The sequence below is a fragment of the Nostoc cycadae WK-1 genome (assembly GCF_002897135.1).
Taxonomy (GTDB): Bacteria; Cyanobacteriota; Cyanobacteriia; order Cyanobacteriales; family Nostocaceae; genus Nostoc_B.
This window is the reverse complement of sequence record NZ_DF978436.1, coordinates 158,189-174,537: the sequence shown is the minus strand read 5'-3', so window position 1 is coordinate 174,537 and position 16,349 is coordinate 158,189. Positions and strand designations below refer to the sequence as shown.

13 protein-coding genes are annotated in these 16,349 nt (G+C 42.7%); 6 read left to right on the top strand and 7 right to left on the bottom strand.

Annotation, left to right across the window (positions count from 1 at the left end; genetic code table 11):
• Positions 1–1,766, bottom strand: a 1,766-nt coding sequence (locus NCWK1_RS22175) for a tetratricopeptide repeat protein (RefSeq protein ID WP_103126201.1), incomplete at its 3' end; no start/stop codon positions are given.
• Positions 1,767–1,899: 133 nt separating this feature from the next.
• On the opposite strand from NCWK1_RS22175, the gene NCWK1_RS22170 reads away from it, so the two are divergent.
• Together NCWK1_RS22170 and NCWK1_RS22165 are read left to right on the top strand one after the other, a co-directional pair.
• Positions 1,900–2,121, top strand: coding sequence for a hypothetical protein (locus tag NCWK1_RS22170; protein ID WP_103126200.1), 222 nt, complete (start codon positions 1,900–1,902; stop codon positions 2,119–2,121).
• Between the two features lie 177 nt (positions 2,122–2,298).
• Positions 2,299–3,498 carry an argininosuccinate synthase gene (locus NCWK1_RS22165; RefSeq protein ID WP_103126199.1) on the top strand — a complete coding sequence of 400 codons (1,200 nt, stop codon included), beginning with the start codon at positions 2,299–2,301 and terminating at the stop codon, positions 3,496–3,498.
• A 283-nt stretch (positions 3,499–3,781) separates the two neighbouring features.
• Here the strand turns inward: NCWK1_RS22165 and NCWK1_RS22160 are convergent, their stop codons facing one another.
• The gene (locus NCWK1_RS22160) at positions 3,782–4,390 is read right to left on the bottom strand and encodes a YwqG family protein (RefSeq protein ID WP_103126198.1); all 609 of its coding nucleotides are present in this window, start codon (positions 4,388–4,390) and stop codon (positions 3,782–3,784) included.
• A 407-nt stretch (positions 4,391–4,797) separates the two neighbouring features.
• Between NCWK1_RS22160 and NCWK1_RS22155 the strand changes: the two genes are divergently transcribed.
• Both NCWK1_RS22155 and NCWK1_RS22150 read left to right on the top strand, forming a co-directional pair.
• On the top strand, positions 4,798–6,516 hold the full coding sequence (locus NCWK1_RS22155; RefSeq protein ID WP_096577560.1) for a diflavin flavoprotein: 1,719 nt from the start codon (positions 4,798–4,800) through the stop codon (positions 6,514–6,516).
• Between the two features lie 252 nt (positions 6,517–6,768).
• Positions 6,769–8,481, top strand: a complete 1,713-nt coding sequence (locus NCWK1_RS22150) for a diflavin flavoprotein (protein ID WP_103126205.1) — start codon at positions 6,769–6,771, stop codon at positions 8,479–8,481.
• A 206-nt stretch (positions 8,482–8,687) separates the two neighbouring features.
• Here NCWK1_RS22150 and NCWK1_RS22145 read toward each other — a convergent pair whose 3' ends face one another.
• The 5 genes from NCWK1_RS22145 to NCWK1_RS22125 form a co-directional block, all read right to left on the bottom strand.
• On the bottom strand, positions 8,688–8,921 hold the full coding sequence (locus tag NCWK1_RS22145; RefSeq protein WP_103126197.1) for a hypothetical protein: 234 nt from the start codon (positions 8,919–8,921) through the stop codon (positions 8,688–8,690).
• Positions 8,922–9,125: 204 nt separating this feature from the next.
• A complete protein-coding gene (locus NCWK1_RS22140) occupies positions 9,126–9,791 on the bottom strand; it encodes a Uma2 family endonuclease (protein ID WP_103126196.1) in 666 nt (221 codons plus the stop codon).
• A 137-nt stretch (positions 9,792–9,928) separates the two neighbouring features.
• Entirely contained in the window at positions 9,929–10,222 is a 294-nt protein-coding gene (locus NCWK1_RS22135; RefSeq protein ID WP_103126195.1) for a hypothetical protein, read from the bottom strand.
• 121 nt (positions 10,223–10,343) lie between these two features.
• Positions 10,344–12,119 (bottom strand): WD40 repeat domain-containing protein, encoded by a 1,776-nt coding sequence (locus NCWK1_RS22130; RefSeq protein ID WP_245894971.1) that lies wholly within the window; start codon positions 12,117–12,119, stop codon positions 10,344–10,346.
• Between the two features lie 539 nt (positions 12,120–12,658).
• The gene (locus NCWK1_RS22125) at positions 12,659–12,997 is read right to left on the bottom strand and encodes a hypothetical protein (RefSeq protein WP_103126194.1); all 339 of its coding nucleotides are present in this window, start codon (positions 12,995–12,997) and stop codon (positions 12,659–12,661) included.
• 471 nt (positions 12,998–13,468) lie between these two features.
• On the opposite strand from NCWK1_RS22125, the gene NCWK1_RS22120 reads away from it, so the two are divergent.
• The gene (locus NCWK1_RS22120) at positions 13,469–14,167 is read left to right on the top strand and encodes an SDR family oxidoreductase (protein WP_103126193.1); all 699 of its coding nucleotides are present in this window, start codon (positions 13,469–13,471) and stop codon (positions 14,165–14,167) included.
• A gap of 136 nt (positions 14,168–14,303) precedes the next feature.
• Complete coding sequence (gene bchD / locus NCWK1_RS22115) at positions 14,304–16,343, top strand: magnesium chelatase ATPase subunit D (RefSeq protein ID WP_103126192.1); 2,040 nt, start codon at positions 14,304–14,306, stop codon at positions 16,341–16,343.
• Positions 16,344–16,349: the final 6 nt, after the last annotated feature.

Genomic DNA, 16,349 nt, shown 5'->3' with positions numbered 1-16,349 from the left:
TCGGCTTCACTGTGCCTTCCTGTCGTACAGTAGAGTCCTGCGAGATTATTCAGGCTAATGCCGACATGGGGATGTTCTGCTCCTAACAGGCGTTGTCTAAGTTCTAAACCTTGTTGATACAGGGGTTTTGCTTCACTGTACCTTCCTGTCACATGGTAGAGTCCTGCTAGATTATTCAAGCTAGAGGCAAAATCTAGATGTTCTGCACTAAGGCGATGTTTAATTAATTCTAAGCACTGACTCAACCAGGGTTCGGCTTGTTTATATAATCCTTGCCCTTGATAAAACCAGCCTAATCCGGTGAAAACCCGGATTAAATCTTCATCTCTAATGAATGCTGTTAGATAATTTGTTGCTTCTGCTAAATGAGGAATCAGGGGAGTGAGTTGTTGAATTAAATTAAGAGTAGGCTGTTGCGAGATTTGTTCTGTGACTTTTACCATTTGCGTGGCAAAAACTGTCTTCGCCTCATCTGCCTCGCTTGACTCATCCAATTTCATCTGAAAATATTGCCGAATTAGTGGATGTAAACGATAAATTCCTTGACTTTGGCGTTGTAATAAATGCAGTTTGAGTAAATCAGCAATGGCTGTCTCCCAAATTTCTTGCAGTTCATCATCTTCAATTGCTTCCACATTAAAAGGAATGTCAGCCAAAGCATATAAACTTAGACAACAACCCAAGCCTTGTGCATTCTCATCTAACTGTTCCCAACTCAAGTCAAAAGCTTCAGCCACACCGTACTCATAACGCATCAGCGGGTTAGCTTTAGCCATTGCTTTATGTTCCAATCGCTTTTTCTTTAACCGCTTCAACAGTGTTTTTAGTGATAAGTCTGGTATGGTATCCAGATATCGTCCCACCAACTCTAAAGCTAAAGGCAAATACCCCAGGAATTTACAGATTTTTATCGCCACCAAAGGCTTATTTTTCAGTCTGTCTCTCCCCACCAGCGACTTTAATAATTTCATTGCCGCCAATGGTTTGAGAACACCCAAGCTTAATTGCGGCAAGGTTCTATCAAAGCCCAGGCGAGTTGTGAGCAACACTTTAAACTTTGATGAGTTCGCAGGTAGATAAGGCTTAACTTGGGTTTTGTAGTCTGTGACATCATCAAACACCAGCAAAACATCCCCAGCATCCCACCTATCCCAGCAAAGTTTCACCCTATCCACTAATTCCCTATCATCCGGCTCGATAAATTTAAATTTATCTTTTGCAAACCTGAGAATTTGAATCCCGACATCAATACCCTGTGCTGATAACCAGCACACCCCACCAGGATAATTTTGCAAATTTTGTTGAGCATACTGGGTTGCAAGTTCAGTTTTCCCGACACCACCCATCCCCGCCACGGCGACGATCGCAACTTGCTGCGTTTGTTGTATCATCTCGTGCAGTTGTTGTAATTCCGCCTCTCTTCCCACAAATCTTTCCCAAGGTACAGCCGGGGGGATATTGTGCTGAATTTCTTTTTTCGGCTGTGTATCATCAACACCGTTATATTTTGCTGTTAGATAAGCCTTTAATGTTTCAAACTTTCTGCGTTGACGTTTAGCTAACTCAGGACAACTTTCAGCAAATTTACTATACACCGGACTCATCCGCTTTTTAAAAGCAGAAAGCTCAATTTTTAATAAGTTGGCAATTTCTTGTTCACTTTCACCTGAGTTTTCAGCCTGAAACCTAACTAAAAAAGCTGCTGTTTGCTCCGGGGATAACTCATGAGTAGCCGCTTCTTGTCGTAAAAACTCATCCCATTGCATAGACAGCCTGAAAAATTTTGCTTAATTCTACTTATCTTCCACTTGATTCTACTTTATTTCTATTTCTTGGGAATTTACGGGCTTTGAAGGCAGAAATAAGATTTACACAGTCGAGTTTTTCACAAAGTTAACCATGAATAACACTTCTAGCAACTCTCAAACTTCTCAGTTAATCCCCGCAATTTCCCCAGTAATTGAAAAACCTTCCGCTTGGATACGCGATGGGTACAGTCCAACAGAAATCATTCTTGCAGCAGCAATTTTAAGTTCTTTATTAATGGGCGGAACGGCTACTGTAATTATGGCAACGGTTGAGTTAGTCAAAACTTTAGTCCAATCCCAAAAAAGAAAGTAGTCGCTTGTTAACTAACAGCACCATCAGCCAGTGAGTTTAATCGCTGGCTAATAGATATACTTCATGTCATTGAGAATTGATATAACCATTGGGGCGATCGCACAACCTTAGAAAATCTACCTGTATTAGTCCGATATAATATTGTGTCATTCTTTGTTTTCCTAACTGGAGAAACCAATGGGTCGCGCCAAAAAGGTTGTCTTAGCATATTCAGGTGGTGTAGATACTTCTGTGTGCATTCCTTACCTCAAGCAAGAGTGGGGTGTGGAGGAGGTGATTACTCTCGCAGCAGATTTAGGCCAGGGAGATGAATTAGAGCCAATTAAAGAAAAAGCGCTCAAGTCGGGTGCTAGTGAGTCTCTGGTAATTGATGTCAAAGACAGCTTTGTTAAAGATTACGCTTTCCCGGCGATTCAAGCCAATGCACTTTACGAAAATCGCTATCCCCTAGGAACGGCGCTGGCTCGTCCTTTAATTGCCAAGATATTAGTAGAAGCAGCAGAGAAATATGGTGCTGATGCGATCGCACATGGTTGTACTGGTAAGGGTAATGATCAGGTACGCTTTGACGTTTCCTGTGCTGCCTTAAATCCCAGCCTGAAAATTTTAGCACCGGCGCGGGAGTGGGGTATGAGCCGGGAAGAAACCATCGCCTACGGTGAAAAGTTCGGTATCCCCGCACCTGTGAAAAAATCTTCACCTTTCAGTATTGATAAAAACTTGCTCGGTCGCAGTATTGAAGCGGGTGTGTTGGAAGATCCAGCCACAGAACCCCCAGAAGAAATTTATCAGATGACAAAAGCGATCGCTGATACTCCCAATGAGCCAGAATATATCGAGATTGGGTTTACCAAAGGTATCCCCACAACTGTCAACGGTACAGCCAAAAACCCCGTTGAATTAATTGAAACACTCAACGAGTTAGCAGGCAATCATGGCATCGGTCGCATTGACATGATTGAAAACCGCTTGGTAGGAATCAAATCACGGGAAATCTATGAATCACCAGCCATGATTGTGCTAATCCAGGCACACCGCGATTTAGAAAGCCTCACCTTAACCGCAGATGTCACCCACTACAAGCGCGGTATAGAAGACACTTATACCAAATTGGTCTACAACGGTTTGTGGTACAGTCCCCTAAAAGCCGCCCTAGATGCTTTCATTCACCAAACACAAGAGCGCGTCTCAGGAACCGTGCGGGTGAAACTGTTCAAAGGTAACGCCACCATAGTCGGTCGCTGGAGTGACAACACACTTTACACCCCCGACTTAGCCACCTACGGCGCTGAAGACCAATTTGACCATAAAGCCGCCGAAGGCTTTATCTACGTTTGGGGTCTTCCCACCCGTATATGGGCGCAACAAGATAGATAATTATTTTTCTCACAGGATTTCGATCCCCTCTAACCCCCCTTAAAAAGCTACGGTGTACACACAAGTCTGATAAAGTTGCCTAGTAGCGTTTCGATCCCCCCTAACCCCCCTTAAAAAGGGGGGAACTAGAATCAAAGTCCCCCTTGAAAAGGGGATTTAGGGGGATCTAATGACAGGATGATATTTCAAACATCCTGTCATTAAGTCTTTCACTTTACATCTTGCACCCAGCGCTATTCATGTATACATATAAATACTTGGCTGTATTCGGAAAAATAGCTATTTAGCAACATTGCCAAAGAAACTTCGCCCCTTGTTGGCATACTGAACACACAAAGCCATATCCAGAACCAGAATCACCAAAATCGAATGCGGTACTGGGTTCCAACTGAACTACAAACTTCATCCTAGCTCCACAACTACAAATCGGAGTTTCATCATCTTGAATCCACAGAGGTTCACCACCAATTTTGCCGCATATTTGATATTGAAATTGGTTCAAAATATCACAATAAGTGTCTGCCGAATCGTCGCACTCATCCAGTGTTAACAAAATTTCTTCTGAAAGAAACTCTTCTTGATCACAAGGTGGTTCAAGACTTGTCAGGTTAGTTTTAGAAACTAGTATTGCTGCATTACCTCCCAAATCAGCATCCCATTCATCACACATTCCAGGGTTATTACTACACATAAATAGAAGGAGTAGCTGTTTGCGATCGCAAATCCCTTTTATGATCGTTGCTTCTAAGTCAATCTGACCAAGAAACTGCATCCACGCACCACATACACGACAACTCACCCATTCAGTATTTAAAGGCGCAAAGGGTTTCCCACTGATCTTTGTCAACTGATGAAGGGGAGCTTGATTAGATTCCCGCATTAACAAAGCCATTATTTTCTCTGTCTCAAAGTTAGCTAGAAATTAAATATTAACAACCGAGAGTAAGTAGATGTTTTAAAAGTAAATCCGAAATTATCAGTACAGCATACTCTGATTTTAAACACATCGGTGTTGAAATCTATGCTTTTTGTTACGGAAATCTGGTCAAAAAAATAAGTTATGTATGATATGTTAGGGATTTTAAATTATGCCAATAAATATTAACATTTAAAACGTGATACCCTTGCTGTGAGAGATTTACAAAGAATATTCTGAGTTAAAAATAATGCTGGAAAATAGCAATAATTGATACAACTGCTAATTTTTGAAAACTAGTCTTCATTACAACTTTAAAAATGATTTAGTCGCACAATGGGGGCAGAGAAAGATTACTAAATATTTGCGCTCGGAGACGAATAATGGTAGCGATCGCAGAAAATGTTCAGCATCGGCTTACTGTCCAAACTGTAGAAATTGCCCCAAACACCACGGCGATTCGCTGTCTTGACTGGGATCGCGATCGCTTCGATATCGAATTCGGATTGCAAAACGGTACGACTTACAATTCTTATTTAATTCGGGGCGAACAAACAGTTTTAATTGACACTTCCCACCAGAAGTTTCGCCAACTGTATTTAGACACCCTCAAAAGTATCGTCAACCCCAAGACTATTGATTACATTATTGTCAGCCACACAGAGCCAGACCACAGCGGCTTGGTAGAAGATGTATTGCAATTAGCACCAAGAGCCACGGTTTTAGCTTCTAAAATTGCCCTACAATTTTTAGAAGGTTTGGTACACGACCCATTCTCCAAGCGGATTGTCAAAAGTGGCGATCGCATTGATATTGGTAAAGGTCACGAAATCGAATTCGTGAGTGCGCCTAATTTACACTGGCCTGACACCATCTTTAGTTTTGATCGCAAAACCCAAACCATCTATACTTGCGATGCTTTTGGGATGCACTTTTGTGATGATCGCACCTTTGATGAAGATTTAGAAGCGATCGAAGCAGACTTTAGGTTTTATTATGACTGTCTCATGGGGCCGAACGCGCGATCGCTGCTAAATGCAATGAAGCGGATGGGCGAACTCGGCAAGATTAAAATCATCGCAAACGGTCACGGGCCTTTACTTTATCATCATCTAGATATCCTCACCGAGTGTTACCAAAACTGGAGCCAAAGACAAGCCACAGCCCTTACCACCGTTGGCTTATTCTACGCTTCTGATTATGGTTATAGCGATCGCCTCGGTCAAGCCATCTCTGAAGGCATTCAAAAAACTGGCGTTGGTGTAGAAATGCTCGACATCAGCACCGCCGAAGCTCAAGAAATTCAAGAACTCGCAGGTAGAGCCGCAGGTATTATCATTGGGATGCCTCCTTCTACCTCCGTTGCTGCTCAAGCTGGGATCAGTTCCTTAATATCTGTCGCTAAAGACAAACAATTCTTTGGCCTGTTTGAATGCTTTGGTGGCGATGATGAACCAGTCGATACCCTCCGCCGGAAATTTCTCGACTCAGGTGTCAAAGAAGCCTTCCCCGCCATTCGGATTAGAGAAGCGCCAACCGCATCTACATATCAATTATGTACTGAAGCCGGCACAGACTTAGGGCAAGCCGTCACCCGTGAACGTAACATCAAGCAAATCAAAGCCCTTGATGTGAACATGGAAAAAGCCCTAGGACGGATTAGCAACGGCTTGTATATTGTCACTACTAAAAAAGGTGATGTCAGTAGTGCAATGTTGGCTTCTTGGGTGAGTCAAGCCAGCTTACAACCGTTAGGATTTACAATTGCCGTTGCCAAAGACCGCGCCATTGATGCTTTGATGCAAATAGGCGATCGCTTTGTGCTGAACGTCTTAGAAGAAGGTAACTATCAAGAACTGAAAAAGCAATTCCTCAAGCGTCTACATCCCGGTGCTGATAGATTCGCAGGTGTGAAAACCCAAACCGCCAAAAACGGTTCACCCATTTTGACAGATGCTCTCGCATACATGGAATGTGAAGTGCAAAGCAGTATGGAGTGCAGCGACCACTGGATTTTATACTGCACAGTCCAAGACGGTCGTGTTTCCAAACCCGATGGTTTAACCGCAGTTCGCCATCGCAAAGTAGGTAATTACTACTAAAGAAGGTAGGAGGTGAAGCAGTGCGGTCTTGGGGGTTTCCCCCATGAGCAACTGCTGAACCCGAAGGGCAGGAGGCAGAAGGCAGAAGGTAAAAGATAGTTCTGTCACTACTGCATCCTATACTCCTGCACTCCATCTTCCCTGCTGCCAATATTTAACAAATCTATGCAATCTTCCAATTCATTCACTCGCTTTATTCAATCCGTTAAAGCTCGGTTTTTCCCCTTTTTATCTCCACATCACCCAACACCTATGAGCAATTCCAAACCCCGTGACGTACAGGTTTTTCCCATTGCGACAAACACCAGAGTTCTCAGAGCGCGTAGTCAGTCACGTTTGCGGTTTGAAATTGAATACGCATTAGAAAGAGGTACAACCTCTAATTGCTATGTCCTGGAAGGTGATAAAACTGCGATTATTGACCCACCTGCTGATACCTTCACAACAATTTTTTTGGAAGCGTTACAGCAAACCATCCATTTGAAAAAATTAGATTACGTTATTCTGGGACATTTTAGCCCCAACAGAGTGGGAACCCTCAAAGCATTGCTGGAAGCGGCTCCCCAAATTACCTTTGTTTGTTCACTACCTGGTTCGGCTAATTTAAAGGCGGCTTTCCCAGATGACAATTTAAATATTTTGGTGATGCGGGGGAAAGAAAATCTAGATTTAGGGAAAGGTCATGTATTGAAATTCTTCCCCACTCCCAACCCCCGCTGGCCAGAAAGTCTTTGCACCTACGACCAGCAAACGCAAATTTTGTTCACTGATAAACTTTTCGGCGCACATGTCTGCGGTGATGAAGTCTTTGATGATAATTGGGAACAAATCAAAGAAGACCAACGCTACTACTACAACTGTTTGATGGCTCCCCAGGCGCAGCACGTCGAAGCCGCTTTAGAAAAAATTTCCGATTTCCAAGTGAGAATGTATGCGGTTGGTCACGGGCCGATAGTTCGCACTAGCTTAATTGAACTGACCCAAGCTTACGCAGACTGGAGCCGTTCTCAAAGAGATCGAGAAATTTCGGTGGCGTTACTATACGCCTCAGCGTACGGTAATACCGCCACATTAGCACGAGCGATCGCTCTGGGATTAACTAAGGGTGGCGTGGAAGTTCAATCGATTAACTGCGAATTTGCCAGTTCTGAAGAAATCCAAGCAGCGGTAGAAAAATCAGACGGTTTCATTATCGGTTCGCCTACCATCGGCGGTCATGCACCTACACCGATTCACAGTGCTTTGGGGATTGTCTTAAAAGTTGGTGATAATAACAAAGTTGCGGGTGTCTTCGGTTCCTACGGTTGGAGTGGCGAAGCCGTGGAAATGATTGAAGGTAAATTGCGGGATGCTGGCTATCGCCTTGGTTTTGAAACTTTGAAAGTTAAATTCAAACCCGACGATGTTACCCTCAAATTCTGCGAAGAACTCGGTACAGACTTCGCTCAGGGTTTGAAAAAAGCGAGAAAAATCCGCGTTCCCCAACAATCTGCAACCCCTGTAGAACAAGCCGTAGGTCGGATTGTGGGTTCAGTTTGTGTGATTACCGCCAAGCAAGGCGACGTTTCTACCGGAATGCTGGGCGCTTGGGTATCACAAGCCACTTTCAATCCGCCTGGTTTAACTGTAGCGATCGCCAAAGAACGCGCCATAGAATCTTTGATGTATCCTGGCGGTAAGTTTGCCTTAAATATCCTGGCGGAAGGCAATCAACAAGAATACATGAAGCATTTCCGCAAGAATTTCGCACCCGGTGAAGATAGATTTGCGATTTTTGGTACTACTCCTGCTGATAATGGCTCTCCAGTTCTGACCGATGCTCTCGCCTACGTCGAATGCTCAGTTGAACAACGTATGGAATGTGGCGACCACTGGGTAGTTTACGCCACTGTTGACAACGGTAAATTAATCAAGCCTGATGCGGTGACAGCAATTAATCATCGCAAAACAGGTACTCATTACTAACAAATTTCCCTTTCCCTACCGCCCTGCGGACATTACAACTAAAGCCAGTGCTGAATTTTCTAGGCAGCACTGGCTCTTTTTTGTTCTGTCACTAGATGTGATTTTTCCTAAATTTTGATGCGTATTTGTAGGGTAGACATTCTCTCGTAAAACCTCAATAAATCCAGAATATAGTATTTAATGCCTACCTTACAAAAAACCAGGGATTAGTCAAAATTTCCTCTAAAGTTCTCAACTTCACGTCTAACTCTTCTGGGTGCGTCATCGTAGGGAACTTCCTGACATCCCCTTCTGCCGCGGAACCAGTAATAACCATCAGCATTGGTAACGTATCTGTCTCTGGGACAGGCATAAAAAACTCTAGGACGACGTTGACCACCACTGATAAATTCAGATGCTTCAGTGTCTAATTCTTGGAGTAAAGTAGAGTTTTCACTCATGATTATTTACCTCCGGTTTAAATACTATGGTTAATTTTGCAATTAAGAACAAAACAAATTTTTGTTCTGCACAACCTGAATATTTACTGACCGTAGTTTAAATAGTTCACTACTAATATATCGTCCTACTATATGTATAATAAATTTAGTTAAAGTTAGTTCTCTAGACAGACGTAAACCAAAAATTAACTATACGTATCTCTATTACTTTAGCTCATCGGCTGCTTTCAATCCTTGCTCAAATTCATCAATAGCTTGAATTGAATCTGAAATTGTCAAACATTGTTCTAACAAAGAAATATCTAATTCTGGCAGTATCTCACTTTGAGAGATAGGTTCATACCCATAAGTATCAGGGTAAACAGTGGCTTGCTCTTGCTGAGAATTGTCTCGTAAACGGTATAACTTAAACTGGTTTCTCTCCCAAAACCAGACTTCTGTAACTCCTAATCTTCGGTAAATTTCTAGTTTGCTCACACTACCACTGGTCAAAACTACTTCTATCGCTAAATCTGGTACTTTTTTCTCTTCGCCTATGCAATAACACTCGTCTGGTTCTACACCAGCTTTTCTTACTTTATTTTTAAAAGTAGAACTTCCCATCGGTACAAACCGAATGCGCTTGCTATAGAAAAAACGCTCTAACAGCATACCTAAATTCGTTTTGATTTTTTCATGTCTGATTGAGGGTGACACGATTTCTAATATTCCATCTAAATAATTAACACGGTAATGAGAGTTATTTTCTAGTTTCGTCAATAGCGATTCATAGCTGTCCCAACTCACACCACTACTGATAAACCTTTCTTCCGGGTCGTTACTATGACCCAATTCTGGCTCATCAATTAGTTCTTTCAGGCTGCTGACCATTGTCATCTCTCCTGTTAATTTTTATATGGTAGATTGATTGGAGCGATCGCACAACTCAACTTTGATAATCTTGGCATTGTTGGGTTACACTTAGTTTCACCCAATCTACATTTATTTTACTAATAATTGGCTGCTACTTAACTTTCATAAACAACAGTTGGCTGTCCTGTGATGTTTGCTAAACGATGACTGATTGATGTCACAATCGCAAAAGCTTTTTCTTCTGTTATGATACCCGACTCAAAAACAACATGAATGCCGTGCATTTCATAAGAAAATGATATTTCACAGCCACAAATTTCTATATAGCAAACATCTCTTCCCTCAATGATTTTTGATGGATAGTCAAGTGGTTGATATCTTTCGTAACCAACATTTTCAGGGAAAGTAAACCATCCACCTGCCTGTGGCTGAATATTAAATTCAAGCATATAGGAGTCTGATTTGATTTTTGAAAAAATCTCAGTAAGGGCGAAGGCTACGCCCTTACCTGTAGGGAATAGGAGGCTAGTACATTAGCTGGCGTGATAGCGATAAAATCCATTGTAATTATTAACTACGCTGCCAGATTTTAATGGTTTTATCTAAGCTGGCGCTGACTAACATATCACCGGAAGTTGTGAAGGCTAAGGCTGTAACTATATTGCTATGTCCGGTAAATGTGCCAAGTAATTCTCCTGTGTTGAAATGCCATAGTTTAATGGTTTTATCTGCACTCCCGCTGGCGATGATTTGTTCGTCTGGACTGAGGGCGATCGCATATACTCGATCAGTATGTCCTTTGAGGGTACGAATTAATCTGCCTGTCTCTAAATGCCAGATTTTAATTGTCTGATCCCAGCTACCACTAATTAGCCACTCGCCATCCGCACTGATGGTTAAGGAACGCACAATGTGAGAATGTCCGGTTAAGCTGTGCAGTGGTTCGATTTCTTGTAGGGTTTTACATTCTGAGAGTTGGGCTGTTTTCCAGACTTTAATTTTGCGGTAACTACCAGTTACCAGGGTTTTGCCATCTGGACTTAAAGCTAGAGAGTGGGCAGCTGTATCATCTAAAGATAAAGCGATCGCTACCTGACGATACATTAAATCCCAAAACAGCACTTTTCGATCATCTCCACCAGTAGCAACCATCCGGCCATCGGGGGTAAAAGCCGTACAGCGCACCACGCCATTATGTTTGTGCAGAATATCGATTAATTCTGGTGCGCCGACGTGCCAAATTTTTACTGTAGAGTCTGCGCCTACACTGACTAATGTATGACCATCGGGGCTGAAAGATATAGAATTTACGTCATCCACTAACCCTGATGCTATCCAAGGATATTCGGATAATGTATCAATTAATTCGCCTTTGCTTAAATCCCATAATCTTGTTTCACCGCGACTCCCACTAGCTAAAATTGGCATGACATTGCCATTGTGACAGCGAGAAGTAAAATCAAGGCAATGAATACCTTTTGTATGACCTTTTAATGTCTGCCAAAATTCCCAATCACCAATGATTTCTTTTTGGGGATGATCTGATGAAACAATTTGAATGTTTTCCGCGATCGCTTGCTCTTCAACTGTCGGCAATATATCTTTTTTAGTAGTCTTTTTCGCTGTTAATGACTCTAAATACCAACTTAATCCCCCCGCATATAACAAGTTACTAGGAGTAACAGATAATTTAGTTTCTGTGAATTCCAGTTGATAACTAGGCAAAAAGCCAGCAATTACAGCGTGCTTTTCATAGCCTAATTTGCCATTAGATGGATAAAACAGACACAAGAAAATTAATACTTGGTGGTTGAGTAAATCATCTTGCGTGACTGACCACCTAATTTTATCTTTCTTGATACCGTTAAAACTTTCTCCATCGGCAGCATAAACTAACACACTCTGTTTGGGATTATCAGCCAGGAAGTATGTAAATTTACTTTCACCACGTAAATTGCCTTCATCATCTAACACCATATTTTGGATAGTGTCTTGGGGCAACTTTTTCACTAATTTACCTAACCGTTCCGCCATCACTTGTTCAACAATTTGCTCTCGCAAAAGATAATCTTCTGCTTGTTGTTGAAAGTGTTTAGGGTAAGGAATCACCCTATCAGGCGGTTCGGGATATTCTGGCGGTATAGGCGGCGGATTCTTGGCGAGAATTTCGGCTTGGTGGCGCGAAAATTCTTGAATTTTTGCCAATGAATCACCCCAAAATGCCATAATTTCGCTGTGACAACCTTTAACTTGACTGTCTAATAAAGATAAGTCGTAAGTTTTAGGTTTTTTCACACGTTGAAGGAAATCAGCTTGCTGGGCTTTGAGTAAGCTAATCCAATCCATTTGCATTCCAACGGCACAATGTTGCATACCTACGGTAAGCTATACCAACGCAATGACTCAAGTTTATAACTTCTAGTAAAATAAAAATTCGGTAATCTTCGCAGTCTAACAGAACACATTTATGGATATGTATCTGTAAAATTCAGTGTGAGAACATCATTTAAATCTAGTCACAATGATCTAATTGATACCAATCTGGGATCAGCAAGCTGCTTGGAGATTGTTGAGAGAAACTTTTAGTTCAAACTTTTTTCCGACAATCTCAAATCAGCACTTGGTATGAGTTAGATAGAATTAAATGATGTCAAATAATTCTATCGAAACTAGAGAATAAGATACTGTTTCTAGGAAACAGTAATATTAGTTCAGACGAGGATGATTTAAACAGAATTTGGCAGTTATTAGCATAGTTCCTCAAATTCAGGCTGATGATAACTATATTTTGCTAAATTATTGAGATTATGCTCTCAAAGTTGCAGAAATATTTTCCATAATTGTGTATACTAAAAAGCCGCAAAAATGCGTGATGCAATAGGTATTTAGGAAATAGAATGATGATTGCGATCGCTTGATTCTAGCTGTTTAATTTTTTTCTGTAAATCAAATTCTTCATTACTCACTATCGTTTCTAAATTAGCGATTCTTTGCTCTAATAGTTTCAATTGCTGTGGTTGTAAAGAAGCAGCTTTTGATTTCTTATCATCAGCACGCCATATAGCGATTGTCCCGGCTGTAGCACCACCAATAGCAGCTAAAGGAAGTAGCGCACCACTTCTAGTCACAGCAGAAAGGGGAATACAAACTGCTAAAATACCCACTGTGATTCCCCAAATTCGTGTGGTAGATATTACTCTTACATCTTGAGATTTTTTAGTCATCAGTCTTGCTCTATATAGAGGTACTGACTAGATTCGCATGATCATCAGCAAAAATACCTCCTACGATGGGATTAATTAGTTGAGACTGGGTGTGTAGAGGTAAGGTTATGAGTGTGTAAGGGTTTTATATACCTACGCCCTGGTTACTGAACGCATTCGAAGTACACTCTCATACCCCTCAACACTGCGCTAAAATTTGAACTTTTCGTTTTTTGGGTAATACCATTTCCCTAAATAAATGATACGAATAATTTCTCCTCCGCCCCTCTGCTCCTCTGCCCATGCCAGTCGCTACAAGTCGGGAAACCCGCCGACACTTGCTACAACGGAGGGAACCTCCGCAATGCAGTGTCTCCCCAACGCGCTGGCTCCCCTGCGGTCTATTTGTATCAAACTTAAAGTGAAACGGTATAAGTCCTAACTTTGATAAAATCCCTGGAGCGAAAGTAATTACTAATTCAGCAATTAATCATGACAAGTGAATCATACATTTTTCTGGCTGGGGCAAGTCGTGGCGTTGGTAGAGAAATTGCCAACTGTTTAACAGCACAGCAACTCCCAGTCAAAGCACTTTTGAGAAATGAATCGGCTGCGGCTGAATTAACAGCAACAGGTGTTGAGGTAGTTATCGGTGATGCGTTGCATGTTAATGATGTGGAAGCAGCCATGATTACCAATGAACCAATCCATACCGTAATTAGTACGATTGGCGGTTTACCCACAGACACAGAAAAACCAGATTACCTGGCTAATAAAAATCTCATCGATGCTGCAATCAAAGCCAGAGTCCAAAAATTTATTCTAGTGACTTCCATTGGTACTGGTAATAGTATTGGTGCATTATCTCCACAAGCATTAGCTGCACTGCAATCAGTTTTAGTCGAAAAAGACAAAGCCGAACAATATTTAATTGCCAGTGGACTCATCTATACTATTATTCGTCCTGGTGGTCTCAAAACAGAACCCGCCACAGGCAATGGCATTTTAACCGAAGACACACGCGTTGTTGGCAGTATCCATCGTGCCGATGTGGCGCAATTAGTTTGTCGTTGTTTAAATAGCGATGCCTACGGCGGGCTGCGCCAACGCTCTAATCATAAAATTTTGTCAGCAGTAGACAAAAATATGCTATTTGGACAAATAGAATTCACTCCATTTAGTTTAGATTAGCGAGTAGGCAAGATAGCGCCAGAAATTGATATGCTAAAAACCGAGACCAGTCAAGCAAAGCAGAAATAATTTTAAAAAATCTTACCTCCTGCCTCCTGCCCCCTGTCTCCTGCCTTCATCATCATTTTTGTAAACAATGCCTGCGCCTACTATCACTCCAAGCGTCGCCTCCTTTCCCTTGACTGCCGTAGTCGGTCAAGAAGCGATAAAATTAGCCTTGCTGTTAGCAGCGGTCGATCCTGGTTTGGGGGGAGTGGCGATCGCAGGTCGTCGCGGTACGGCAAAATCTGTCATGGCGCGTGCTATCCACGCCCTCATCCCCCCAATTGAAGTTGTTCCAGGTTCAATTAGCAACTGCGATCCCACCCGCCCCGATGAATGGGATAATTTATTGTTGGCAGAGTACGCCGAAAAAGAGATTCAGGATGTCCCTACACAAATCATTCCTGCGCCGTTTGTGCAGATTCCTCTCGGAGTCACGGAAGACCGACTGTTAGGTTCTGTGGATGTGGAACAGTCGGTTAAACAAGGAGATACCATTTTTCAGCCTGGGTTACTCGCCTCTGCTCACCGCGGTGTACTGTACGTAGATGAAATCAATTTATTAGATGACCAGATATCAAATCAACTTTTAACAGTATTATCCGAAGGTCGCAACCAAATTGAGCGCGAAGGTATTAGTTTTCAGCACCCTTGCAGAGCGTTATTTATTGCTACCTACAACCCCGAAGAAGGCGCACTGAGAGAACATTTACTGGATAGAATTGCGATCGCCCTTTCTGCTGATGGTGTACTCGGTCTAGATCAACGAGTTCAAGCAGTAGAACAAGCGATCGCCTTTTCTCAATCTCCCCAAGAATTTCTCCAGCAATACGACGAAGACCTCGACGGTCTAAAAACCCAAATTATCCTGGCGCGGGAATGGTTAAAAGAAGTCGTCATCACCCACGACCAAATTGCTTACTTAGTCAATGAAGCAATTCGTGGTGCTGTACAGGGACACCGCGCCGAGTTATTTGCAGTGCGCGTCGCCAAAGCCGCCGCCGCCTTAGAAGGGCGCACCACCGTCAATGCCGAAGATTTACGCCGGGCTGTCGAACTAGTGATTGTACCACGGGCAACTGTAGTTCAAACACCACCACCCGACCAACCACCGCCACCTCCTCCCCCACCACCCCAAAGTCAAGACGAGTCTGAACAAGAGCAACAAGAGGAAGAGGAAAACGACAAAGAAGAAGACCAACCAGAAGAACCAGAAAACCAAGAACCACCAAGCATCCCCGAAGAATTTATCTTTGACCCGGAAGGTGTAATTCTAGATGAAAGTGTGCTGTACTTTGCTCAAATGTCCCAGCGTCAAGGCAAATCTGGGAGTCGCAGCATCATCTTCTCCGAAGACCGGGGACGTTACGTTAAGCCAATGTTACCCAAAGGAAAAGTCCGGCGCATTGCCGTAGATGCGACGCTGAGAGCCTCCGCACCCTACCAAAAAGCCCGGCGTGAAAGACAGCCAAACAAAAAGGTAATTGTTGAGCAAGGTGATATTCGCTCGAAACGCTTGGTACGTAAAGCGGGGGCGTTGGTAGTATTTGTGGTAGATGCTTCTGGCTCGATGGCTTTGAACCGGATGCAGTCAGCTAAGGGTGCGGTGATGCAACTGCTAACAGAAGCTTATCAAAACCGTGACCAAGTAGCGTTGATTCCCTTCCGAGGAGAACAGGCGGAAGTTTTATTACCACCAACACGTTCTATTGCTTTAGCTAAGAACCGTCTAGAAAGATTACCCTGTGGCGGTGGTTCACCCTTAGCGCATGGTTTAACCCAAGCTGTGCGCGTTGGTTTAAATGCTCGGATGAGTGGCGATATTGGGCAAGTTGTAGTGGTAGCAATTACTGATGGCCGGGGGAATATTCCCTTAGCGCGTTCTTTAGGTGAACCTCAAGAAGCAGGAGAAAAACCGGATATCAAAGGCGAGTTATTAGAAATTGCTGGCAGATTTCGGGCTTTGGGAATGCAACTATTGGTAATTGATACCGAAAGTAAATTTGTTTCCACTGGTTTTGCCAAAGAACTAGCCCAAACAGCCGGAGGTAAGTATTATCATTTGCCAAAAGCAACAGATAAAGCCATTGCCGCCATGACCAGAGGTGCGATCGCTGATCTAAAATCACGGTAGTTAGTC